The organism is Streptomyces aureus (assembly GCF_001418135.1).
Taxonomy (GTDB): domain Bacteria; phylum Actinomycetota; class Actinomycetes; order Streptomycetales; family Streptomycetaceae; genus Streptomyces; species Streptomyces aureus_A.
In genome coordinates, this window is sequence record NZ_LIPQ01000681.1 from 1 (window position 1) to 10,377 (window position 10,377).

Annotated in this window: 8 protein-coding genes and 1 pseudogene; 8 read left to right on the plus strand and 1 reads right to left on the minus strand. The window is 73.5% G+C overall.

The window, feature by feature from the left end; all coding sequences use genetic code 11:
• From AOK00_RS36045 to AOK00_RS36055, 3 genes are all read left to right on the plus strand, one after another.
• A partial coding sequence (locus AOK00_RS36045) for a biotin transporter BioY (protein WP_055604307.1) occupies positions 1–1,134 on the plus strand: 1,134 nt, incomplete at its 5' end.
• 140 nt (positions 1,135–1,274) lie between these two features.
• Positions 1,275–1,667: a nucleotide pyrophosphohydrolase gene (locus tag AOK00_RS36050; protein WP_055604308.1), complete on the plus strand. Its 393-nt coding sequence runs from the start codon at positions 1,275–1,277 to the stop codon at positions 1,665–1,667.
• A 127-nt stretch (positions 1,668–1,794) separates the two neighbouring features.
• Positions 1,795–2,277, plus strand: a complete 483-nt coding sequence (locus AOK00_RS36055) for a DUF6099 family protein (RefSeq protein ID WP_055604309.1) — start codon at positions 1,795–1,797, stop codon at positions 2,275–2,277.
• Positions 2,278–2,462: 185 nt separating this feature from the next.
• On the opposite strand, the gene AOK00_RS36060 is transcribed toward AOK00_RS36055, so the two are convergent.
• Positions 2,463–2,729 (minus strand): hypothetical protein, encoded by a 267-nt coding sequence (locus AOK00_RS36060; protein WP_055604310.1) that lies wholly within the window; start codon positions 2,727–2,729, stop codon positions 2,463–2,465.
• Positions 2,730–2,978: 249 nt separating this feature from the next.
• On the opposite strand from AOK00_RS36060, the gene AOK00_RS36065 reads away from it, so the two are divergent.
• The 5 genes and pseudogenes from AOK00_RS36065 to AOK00_RS36085 all read left to right on the plus strand — a co-directional run.
• Entirely contained in the window at positions 2,979–3,902 is a 924-nt protein-coding gene (locus AOK00_RS36065; protein WP_055604311.1) for an LLM class F420-dependent oxidoreductase, read from the plus strand.
• A 13-nt stretch (positions 3,903–3,915) separates the two neighbouring features.
• Positions 3,916–4,833, plus strand: coding sequence for a homocysteine S-methyltransferase (gene mmuM / locus AOK00_RS36070; RefSeq protein ID WP_055604312.1), 918 nt, complete (start codon positions 3,916–3,918; stop codon positions 4,831–4,833).
• Positions 4,834–4,910: 77 nt separating this feature from the next.
• Complete coding sequence (locus tag AOK00_RS36075; protein ID WP_063886719.1) at positions 4,911–6,467, plus strand: 3' terminal RNA ribose 2'-O-methyltransferase Hen1; 1,557 nt, start codon at positions 4,911–4,913, stop codon at positions 6,465–6,467.
• Positions 6,464–9,034, plus strand: coding sequence for a polynucleotide kinase-phosphatase (locus tag AOK00_RS36080; protein WP_055604313.1), 2,571 nt, complete (start codon positions 6,464–6,466; stop codon positions 9,032–9,034). The genes AOK00_RS36075 and AOK00_RS36080 overlap by 4 nt, the downstream gene beginning before the upstream one ends.
• Positions 9,035–9,428: 394 nt before the next feature.
• A pseudogene (locus AOK00_RS36085) lies at positions 9,429–10,118 on the plus strand (Crp/Fnr family transcriptional regulator); the annotation flags it as partial.
• Positions 10,119–10,377 lie beyond the last annotated feature (259 nt).

A 10,377-nucleotide genomic window follows, 5' to 3' on the forward strand; every position in this document is an offset into this window, starting at 1 on the left:
GGCGGCGGGGGACTCCGGGCCCGGCCGGCTGTCACCGAGCTGCGGTTGTCCGCGTTCGCCGGTCACCGCTCCGCCGTGCACGCCCTGGGGCCGGTCACCCTCTTCACCGGGCCCAGCGGCAGCGGAAAGTCCACCACCCTGCGGGCGTACGAGGCACTCGCCCGGCTCAGCGCGGGTGACACCCTCGACGAGGTGTTCCCCGACGCCGCCGACTGCGTCCCCGAGCGGGCCCGGCCCGACGCCCAGGGCCGGCGCGGCTTCCGCATCGGGTGCACCGTCGACGGACCCGAGGGCCCGGTCCACCTCGACATCGCCGTCCAGGCCGAACCCCGGCTCCGTATCGTCGGCGAACGGCTCACCGGCCGGGGCCGCACCCTCCTCGCCACCGCCCTGCGCGACCCGGGCCGCCCCACCGTCCAGGCCGAGTGGCACACCGCCGGCGCCACCCCCGTCACCCGGGCGCCCCTCCCCGACGACCTCCTCGGTACGGCCCTGCTGCCGCTGCGGGTCGCGGGCAAGACCCCCGGACAGCTGGAAGTGCTGGCCGCCGCGGAACAGGTGGTGGTCGGGCTGCGGTCCGCGTTCGCCTGCGACCCACGGCCCGAGCGGATGCGTGCCCCCGTACCGCCCGGCGAGGGACGGCTGCGGCGCGGCTGCGGCAACCTCGCCGAGGTCCTGCACCGCACCCACACGGACTGTCCGCGCCGGCACCACCGCCTCGCGGCCGTGGCGGCGGCCGGCTGCGTGGGACCCGTCACCGGGCTCGGGGTGCGGGAACTCCCCGACGGCACCGTCCGGGCCGTACTCGAACGCGGCGGCCGGCCCGCGACGCCGCTCGCCCGCCTCGGGGACGGGGAACTGCGCTATCTCGCGCTCGCGCTGACCCTGCTCACGGGCCCCGGCGTCCTGGAGATGGACCGGATCGCCGAGGTGCCCGAGGCCATGCAGTCCCTGACGCTGCTCGCCGACGGCCTCGACCGGGGGCTCGACGAGCGCCAGGCCGGTGAACTGCTCGGCCTCGCCACGGGCATCGCCGCCGACGGGCACATCCGGGTCGCCGGCACGGTCGGGGCGCGGGTGGCGGCACAGGCGCGCCGGACGCCCGGGGTGACGGTGGTGGAACTGAGCCGCTGACGCGCCTGGCGGTGGACCTGAGGGGTCGACGGGCCTGGTGGTGGACGTAAGCGGTCGACGGGCCTGTGGGCGGACCTGAGCGGTTGACGGCCTGTGGGCAGACCTGAGGGGTTGACGGGCCGGGTGGTAGACCTGAGCGCGTGACGGACAACGACGTAGCGGGACTGCAGCGGAGGCTGGCCGAGTTCGCGGCCGCGCGCGACTGGCAGCCCTACCACACGCCCAAGAACCTGGCGGCGGCGCTCAGCGTGGAGGCGGCCGAACTCCTGGAGATCTTCCAGTGGTTGACGCCCGAGCAGGCGGAGCGGGTGATGGACGACCCGGAGTCGGCGCACCGGGTCGCCGACGAGGTGGCGGACGTGCTCGCCTACCTCCTCCAGTTCTGTGAAGTGCTCGGGGTCGATCCGCTGGCCGCGCTCGCGGCCAAGATCGACCGGAACGAGGTCCGATTTCCCGTCCGGAGGCGGGGCGGAGGACGGGGAGATGGGGGCGAGGAAGGGGACCCGGACAGAGATCGTCACTCTTCGGAGTGATCGACTTTTCCCCGTCGAGCCTCCTGTCCACAGATTTCCGAATTCCCCTGGTGTTGGGGCTCAGGTCGCCTCACTCTGGGTAGTGGATTGAGTGGGCGGATAAGTCCTATGAACGGGGGCGGCGTTGATGGAAGCGGAACGACTCGTCGCGCTTGGCCGGCACGCGCTGGCGGAGAGCGGATCGGCACAGGACATCGTGGCGGAGGCCTGGCAGGCGCAGGCGCTCGCCCAGGCGATAGGGAACCATCTCGCGCTCTGCGGACCGCAGGAACTGCGCGGTGAGGCGCGGGGACTGAGCGAGATCGGGGAGTACCCGGCGTGGGGCGCCGGTGGGCCACGTGCGGCCCGGTTGTCGGAGGTGGCGGACCCGCGCGGGGCCCTGACCGCACTCGGCGAGCTGCTCGGAGAGGTGGGCATCGCGCTGGTCGGCGTGGCCTGCGCCACCGACGAGGAGGGTCTCTACTGGCAGTGCATCGAGGCCATCGACGCCGCCGACGAGTCGAGCGACCGGGTCCGCGGGATGCTGCGGCGCCTGGCCGTGAGGGACGGGGAGCGGGCCCGCCCGCCCGACGCCGCCCGGGGCCGTGCGGGCCCCGGACGGGGCCGGTGATGAACGGCGTGCGGTGCGGTCCGCTCGGGCCCGTGTTTCCGGGGCTCGGTCCGCTCAGGCACGTGTTCCCCGGGCTCGGTTCGCTCGGGGCGGGAGCTGTGGGGCTCGTGCTGCTCGGCCTCGTGCTCCCGGTGCGCGGCCTGTTCGCGGCGGTGCCGGTGGGAGTGGGGCTCCGGCTGTCCGCGCTAGGGCTGGGGCTGGTGGGGATCGGGCTTGTCGTGGGTGGCCCGGTCCGGAGCGAGGCGGTCGGACGGCGACCGGTCCGGAGCGAGGCGGTCGGACGTGGACTGGAGGTCGGCGTCCAGCTGGTTGAGGTCGGCCGAGAGGGCCGCCATCAGTTCCTCCATCTGCTGGAGCAGGCCCTTGGGGGCGCCGGGGCCCTTCTGCTCGGGCACGGATCGCGACGCCGGCTGTTCGGGCACGGCCTGCTCCGGCGCGGCTTCCTGGGACATGGGGGCCTCCTCGGCCCGGACCCCGCCAACGAGGACGGGGCCACGAGAGAGAGCGGCGCACCGGCAGCGGCCGCCGGCACGCGGGCCGGGCGGTCCGGCTCCGCCCGAGCCAACGACGGGTGCCGGGCCCCGGTCACTGGCCGGGGCGGACGCGGCCCGCCGCTGGGAAGGATATTCACCCGACCGAGCCGGGGCGCGCAAGGAGCTGACGGAGAGGTTGACACGCACCCGACGGTGCAGGATGGAGGCATGGATCTCCGTATCTTCACCGAACCCCAGCAGGGGGCCGACTACGACACCCTCCTCACGGTGGCACGGGCCACCGAGGAGCTCGGATTCGACGCCTTCTTCCGTTCCGACCACTACCTCAGCATGGGCTCCGCCGACGGGCTGCCCGGACCGACCGACGCCTGGATCACCCTGGCCGGGCTCGCCCGGGAGACCAGGCGGATCCGCCTCGGCACCCTGATGACGGCCGGGACCTTCCGGCTCCCCGGTGTGCTCGCCATCCAGGTCGCCCAGGTGGACCGGATGTCCGGCGGACGGGTCGAACTCGGGCTCGGGGCCGGCTGGTTCGAGGAGGAACACAAGGCCTACGGCATTCCGTTCCCGAAGGAGAAGTTCGGCCGTCTCGAGGAGCAGCTGGCGATCGTCACCGGTCTGTGGGAGACCGAGATCGGCAAGACCTTCGACTTCGAGGGGGAGTTCTACCGGCTCAGCGACTCGCCGGCTCTGCCCAAGCCCGCGCAGGACAGGATCCCGGTCCTGATCGGCGGTCACGGCGCGAGCCGTACGCCGCGGCTGGCCGCGCGGTACGCGGACGAGTTCAACATCCCGTTCGCCTCGATCGAGGACAGCGAGCGGCAGTTCGGCCGGGTCAGGGCCGCGGCCGAGGAGGCCGGGCGGGCACCCGACGACCTGGTGTACTCCAACGCCCTGGTCGTCTGTGTCGGCAAGGACGACGCCGAGGTGGCCCGCCGGGCCGCCGCCATCGGGCGGGACGTGGACGAGCTGAAGGCGAACGGTCTGGCGGGCACGCCCGCCGAGGTCGTCGACAAGATCGGGCGGTACGCGGCGATCGGATCCTCCCGGGTCTACCTCCAGGTCCTCGACCTGGACGACCTGGACCACCTGGAGCTGATCTCGGCGCGGGTCCAGTCGCAGCTGGGATGAGCGGGGCGATCCGATGAAACCGGTCCGTACGCTCACCGAGGCCCTCGGGGCGGGAGTTCTCGTCCTCGACGGCGGACTGTCCAACCAGCTGGAGGCACAGGGCTGCGACCTCTCGGACGCGCTCTGGTCCGCGCGGCTCCTGGCCGACGGACCCGAGCAGATCGAGGCGGCCCACGCGGCGTACGTACGGGCCGGTGCCCGGGTGCTCATCACCTCCAGCTACCAGGCCACCTTCGAGGGTTTCGCCCGGCGGGGCGTGGGCCGGGAGGAGGCCGCGCGGCTGCTCGCGCGGAGCGTGGAGCTCGCCCGGGCCGCGGCGGCGGGAGTGGGGGAGGAGGTGTGGGTCGCCGGATCCGTGGGGCCGTACGGCGCGATGCTCGCGGACGGCAGCGAGTACCGGGGACGGTACGGGCTGTCCGTACGGGAACTGGAGGCGTTCCACCGGCCCCGGATCGAGGCGCTGGCGGCGGCGGAGCCGGACGTGCTGGCGCTGGAGACCGTTCCGGACGTGACGGAGGCCGAGGCACTGCTGCGGGCGGTCGAGGGGTGCGGGGTGCCGGTGTGGCTCTCGTACACGGTCGAGGGCGGGCGGACCCGGGCCGGGCAGGACCTGGCGGAGGCCTTCGCGGTCGCCGCGGGGAACGACCGGGTCGTCGCCGTCGGGGTCAACTGCTGCGACCCGGCGGAGGCGGGGCCCGCCGTGGAGCTCGCCGTCGCCGTGACCGGGAAGCCGGCCCTGGTCTATCCCAACAGCGGGGAGCGGTGGGACGCCCGCGCGCGGGGCTGGCGCGGAGACATCGCCTTCGACCCGGGCCGCGCCACCGACTGGGCCGCGTCCGGCGCCCGGCTCATCGGCGGTTGCTGCCGGGTCGGCCCGGCGACGATCTCCGCCCTGGGTTCGTCCCTGGCCACCGGTGGGATCGAGGGCTGAGCCCGCGGTCCACAGCAGGGTCGTGCCGCACGGAAAATGCCTGGTCGGAAGGGGAGCGGCGACTCATACTCGGAAGCGTGTTCCTGACGATCAGTACGACCGGCAACCCGGAGCGTCCCGCGACCGATCTCGGCTTTCTGCTGCACAAGCATCCCGAGCGGGCGCAGACGTTCTCGACTTCGCATGGCACGGCGCACGTCCTCTACCCCGAGGCGAGCGCCGAGCGGTGCACGGCGGCACTTCTCCTGGAGGTGGACCCCGTGGCGCTGGTGCGCCGCGGCAAGGGCAAGGGCCGGGGCGGCGCCCCGGACTCCGCGCTCGCCCAATACGTGAACGACCGGCCCTACGCGGCGTCCTCGCTGCTCGCCGTCGCGCTCGCGAAGGTCTTCAAGACGGCGCTGCACGGCGTCTGCCAGGCGATGCCCGAGCGGGCCGCGGCGGCGCTGCCGCTGCGTATCGAGGTGCCCGCGCTGCCCGCGCGAGGCGGTGCCGAGCTGGTGCGCAAGTTGTTCGGGCCGCTGGGCTGGGACACCGTGGACGCCGAGCCGGTGGCTCTGGACGGGCAGTTCCCCGAGTGGGGCGCCTCCCGCTATGTGCGCCTGGTGCTGGAGGGTGAGCTGCGGCTCGCGGACGCCCTCAACCACCTCTACGTCCTGCTGCCCGTACTCGACGACGCCAAGCACTACTGGGTCGCGCCCGACGAGGTCGACAAGCTGCTGCGCGCCGGCGACGGCTGGCTCGCCGGCCACCCCGAGCGGACGCTGATCACGGCACGCTATCTGTCCCGCCGCTGGGGCCTGACGCGTGAGGCCGGCGAGCGGCTCGAACTCGTGCGGCTCGCCGAGGCCGAGGGCCTGGACGTCGACGACGTCGACAACGCGGTCGACGAGTCGACCGACACCGAGGAGCGGCCCGTGCCGCTCGCCGAGCAGCGCCGGGCGGCGATCCTCGCCGCCCTGGAGCGGGCCGAGGCGAGCCGGGTCCTCGATCTCGGATGTGGTCAGGGTCAGTTGGTGCAGGCGCTGCTCAAGGACACCCGATTCACGGAGGTCGTCGGTGTCGACGTGTCCGTCCGCGCCCTGACCGTCGCCGCGCGGCGGCTGCGGCTGGAGCGGATGGGGGAGCGGCAGGCGGCTCGCGTGAAACTGATGCAGGGCTCGCTCGCGTACACCGACAAGCGGCTGACCGGCTACGACGCGGCGGTGCTCAGCGAGGTCATCGAGCACCTTGACCTGTCGAGGCTGCCGGCCCTGGAGTACGCGGTGTTCGGCTCGGCCCGGCCGCGCACGGTCCTCGTGACCACGCCGAACGTCGAGTACAACGTGCGCTGGGAGTCGCTGCCGGCCGGGCACGTCCGGCACAGCGACCACCGCTTCGAGTGGACCCGGGAGGAGTTCCGGAGCTGGGCGGCCTCTGTCGCCGAGCGGTACGGGTACGGCGTCGGGTTCACCCCCGTGGGCCCGGACGACCCCGAGGTCGGACCGCCCACCCAGATGGCCGTCTTCACCCGGGCCCAGGACCAGGCTCAGGACCAGGCTCAGGCTCAGAACCAGAACCAGGCCCAGAACCAGGCTCAGAACCAGAACCAGGCCCAGAACCAGACCCCGATCGCCGCGAAGGAGGAACAGGCATGACCACCGAGACCGTGAACCCGGCCGGCACCACCCAGGCCCGCACCCTGCCCGTCACCGACCTGTCCCTCGTGGTCCTCGTCGGCGCCACCGGCTCCGGCAAGTCCACCTTCGCCCGGCGCCACTTCAAGCCGACCGAGATCGTGTCCTCCGACTTCTGCCGGGGGCTCGTCGCCGACGACGAGAACGACCAGTCCGCGAGCAAGGACGCCTTCGACGTCCTGCACTACATCGTGGGCAAGCGCCTCGCGGCCGGGCGACTGGCCGTCGTCGACGCGACCAACGTGCAGCAGGAGGCGCGGCGTCAGCTCGTGCAGCTCGCCCGTTCGTACGACGTGCTGCCCATCGCGATCGTCCTCGATCTGCCCGAGGAGGTGTGCCGCGGGCGGAACGCCGCGCGTCCCGACCGCGCGGACATGCCGGCGCACGTCATCCAGCGCCACCGCCGCGAGCTGCGCCGCTCGCTGCGCGGCCTGGAGCGCGAGGGCTTCCGCAAGGTGCACGTGCTGAAGTCCGTCGAGGAGGTCGAGGCCGCCCAGGTCGTACTGGAGCGCCGCTTCAACGATCTGCGTCACCTCACCGGCCCCTTCGACATCATCGGTGACATCCACGGCTGCCGGTCCGAGCTGGAGACCCTGCTCGCCAAGCTCGGGTACGTCGACGGGCACCACCCGGAGGGCCGCACGGCGGTCTTCGTCGGCGACCTCGTCGACCGGGGCCCCGACTCGCCGGGCGTCCTGCGCCGGGTGATGGCGATGGTCGCCGCGGGCGACGCCCTGTGCGTCCCCGGCAACCACGAGAACAAGCTGGGCCGCTGGCTCAAGGGCCGGAAGGTCCAGGAGACGCACGGCCTCGCCGAGACCATCGAGCAGCTGGGGCACGAGAGCGAGGAGTTCCGGGCCGAGGTCGGGCGGTTCATCGAAGGGCTCGTCAGCCACTACGTCCTCGACGGCGGCAACCTCGTCGTCTGCCACGCCGGTCTGCCGGAGAAGTACCACGGCCGGACGTCGGGGCGGGTGCGCTCGCACGCGCTGTACGGGGACACCACCGGCGAGACCGACGAGTTCGGGCTGCCGGTGCGCTACCCGTGGGCCGAGGAGTACCGGGGGCGGGCCACCGTCGTGTACGGCCACACCCCCGTGCCGAACACCTCCTGGATCAACAACACCCTCTGCCTCGACACCGGAGCCGTCTTCGGCGGAAAGATGACCGCGCTGCGCTGGCCCGAGCGCGAACTCGTCGACGTCCCGGCCGAGCGCGTCTGGTACGAGCCGGCCCGCCCGCTCGCGACCGAGGCGCCCGGTGGGCACCAGGGACGCCCCCTGGACCTGGCGGACGTGCACGGCCGGCGGATCGTGGAGACCCGGCACCTGGGCAACGTCGCGGTGCGCGAGGAGAACGCGGCGGCCGCCCTCGAGGTGATGAGCCGGTTCGCGGTCGACCCGCGGCTGCTCACCTATCTGCCGCCGACGATGGCGCCCACCGCCACGTCGAAGGAGGCGGGCTATCTGGAGCACCCGGCCGAGGCCTTCGCCCAGTACCGGGCGGACGGTGTCGAGCGGGTCGTGTGCGAGGAGAAGCACATGGGCTCCCGGGCGGTGGCCCTGGTCTGCCGGGACGCCGACGCGGCCCGCGAGCGCTTCGGTGTGGACGCCGAAGGGGCGACCGGCGCGCTGCACACCCGTACGGGACGGCCGTTCTTCGACGATCCCGCCGTCACCGAGCAGGTGCTCGCCCGGCTGCGGACGGCGATCGGCGCCGCCGGACTCTGGGACGAGCTCGACACGGACTGGCTGCTGCTCGACGGTGAACTGATGCCGTGGTCGCTCAAGTCGGCCGGGCTGCTCCGCGCGCAGTACGCGGCGGTCGGCGCGGCCTCGGGCGCGGTTTTCCCCGGTGCGATCTCCGCGCTCGAACAGGCGGTGGCGCGCGGGGTCGAGGGGATCGACGGGCTGCTCGCGAAGCAGCGGGAGCGGGCGGTGGACGCGGCGGCGTTCACCGAGGCGTACCGCAGGTACTGCTGGCCGACCGAGGGCCTGGAGGGTGTGCGGTTCGCGCCCTTCCAGCTCCTGGGGGCGCACGGGCGCTCGCTCGCGGCCGTCCCGCACGACGAGCAGCTCGCCTGGCTCGACCGGCTCGTGGAGCACGATCCGACCGGTCTGCTCCAGGTCACCCGGCGGCTCGTCGTCGACACGGGCGACGAGGCCTCGGTCCGGGCCGGTGTCGACTGGTGGCTGGACATGACCGGCGCCGGTGGCGAGGGCATGGTCGTCAAGCCGCTGGCCGCGCTCGTCCGCGACGGCAAGGGCCGGCTCGGCCAGCCGGGCGTCAAGGTGCGCGGTCGGGAGTACCTGCGGATCATCTACGGCCCCGAGTACACCCGGCCGGAGAACCTGGAGCGGCTGCGGCAGCGCTTCCTCGGCCACAAGCGGTCGCTGGCCCTGCGCGAGTACGCGCTCGGCCTCGAAGCCCTCGACCGGCTCGCGGAGGGGGAGCCGCTGTGGCGGGTCCACGAGGCCGTGTTCGCGGTCCTGGCACTGGAATCGGAGCCGGTGGACCCGAGGCTCTGACGCATTGCGGCGGTGAGGCCGCGCCGCCCGGCCCGATTCCCGGAAGCCCTCGCGGAGATCGCCACCCCCTCGGACGGGTGGGGCTCCGCGAGGGCTTCGGCGTGTGTTCGCCCGGCCTCCGCAGGGCCTTCGCACGGTCTTCGCGCGGTCTTCGCCCGGCCCCGACGGGGGGGCGCAGGGGCGCCGGGTGCGGCGCTCCCCTGCGCCCCCCGTGCCCGTTGACGCATTTCTTCCGCACCCTCTAGCGTTCTTCACCCCATGACGTGACGCAGCGTCAATACTGTGACGCGGGACGTCACTTGAGGTGGGAACACGCACACGAATACGCCGGTCGATCATCGGCGGACCGGTCTTCCCCGGAGGGCCCGAGGACGGTACGGGGGGTGAGCGCGCGGTGAGTCTCTTCGGCCAGGACCGCTCCTTCCTCCACGCCCTCCCGGCGGCCGACCGGCGGTCCCTGACAGCCGAGGGCGCCCGGCGCGTCTACGAACCCGGGGAGGTGATGATCCGCGAACGCGACACCACCGCCTTCGTCCTCGCGCTCCTCTCCGGCTGGTCCGTCGTCTCCGTGGGCACCGAGCGCGGCTCGCGGCTCATCCTCGCCCTCCGAGGCGCCGGCGAGGTCGTGGGCGACCTCGCCGCCGTCGACCGGCGCCCGCGCAGCGCCAGCGTCACCGCGCTCGGCAGGGTCGAGGCGGTGGCGATCTCCGGCGACCGGTTCCGGCGCTTCCTCGCCGCGCGGCCGCACGCCACCTCGCTGATCATGCGGCAGCTCGCGACCCGGCTGCGGAGCGCCGACGTGGAGCGCCGTGCGCTCGCCTCCGAGACCGTCCTCCAGCGCCTCGCCGCCCGCCTCGTGGAGCTGGCCGAGCGCGCCGGTCGCCCGGCCGAGGCCGGGACCGTACTCGAACTCCCGCTGCCGCAGCACGACCTGGCGGCGGCCATCGGAGCGACCCGGGAGGCGGTGGCCAAGGCGCTTCGCCTGCTGCGGGAGCAGGACGTGGTCCGCACCGCGAACCGCACCGTCGTCGTGATCGACATGCGGGTCCTGGTGCTGCTCGCGGAGGGGCGCGCGCGCCCCGGCGGAGATTCGTCCGCCGGGTGTGTAAACGGCTACATCGCCGGTCGCGGAACGCGGCCAGTCTGGACACGGATCACCACGGCACCAACGGCACCGGGGCAGCACACAGGGAGTCCGAGAGTGAGCAGTGCGGGAGTGAACGGGGAAGTGGGCGCGGACGTGGGCGGAGCAGCGGGCGGCATCCACCGGTTCGTCGTCTTCGGCGACATCTGCGGCTCCGGGACGCTCGACCTGGCCGAGAAGAAGCACCAGCGGGCGGCGA

Bases quoted from the DNA above. Each gene is read 5' to 3' on its own strand.
- AOK00_RS36065 (WP_055604311.1), top strand. From the start codon at position 2,979: ATGGATCTCCGTATCTTCACCGAACCCCAGCAGGGGGCCGACTACGAC.
- mmuM (WP_055604312.1), top strand. From the start codon at position 3,916: ATGAAACCGGTCCGTACGCTCACCGAGGCCCTCGGGGCGGGAGTTCTC.
- AOK00_RS36080 (WP_055604313.1), top strand. From the start codon at position 6,464: ATGACCACCGAGACCGTGAACCCGGCCGGCACCACCCAGGCCCGCACC.
- AOK00_RS36060 (WP_055604310.1), bottom strand. From the start codon at position 2,729: ATGTCCCAGGAAGCCGCGCCGGAGCAGGCCGTGCCCGAACAGCCGGCG.
- AOK00_RS36055 (WP_055604309.1), top strand. From the start codon at position 1,795: ATGGAAGCGGAACGACTCGTCGCGCTTGGCCGGCACGCGCTGGCGGAG.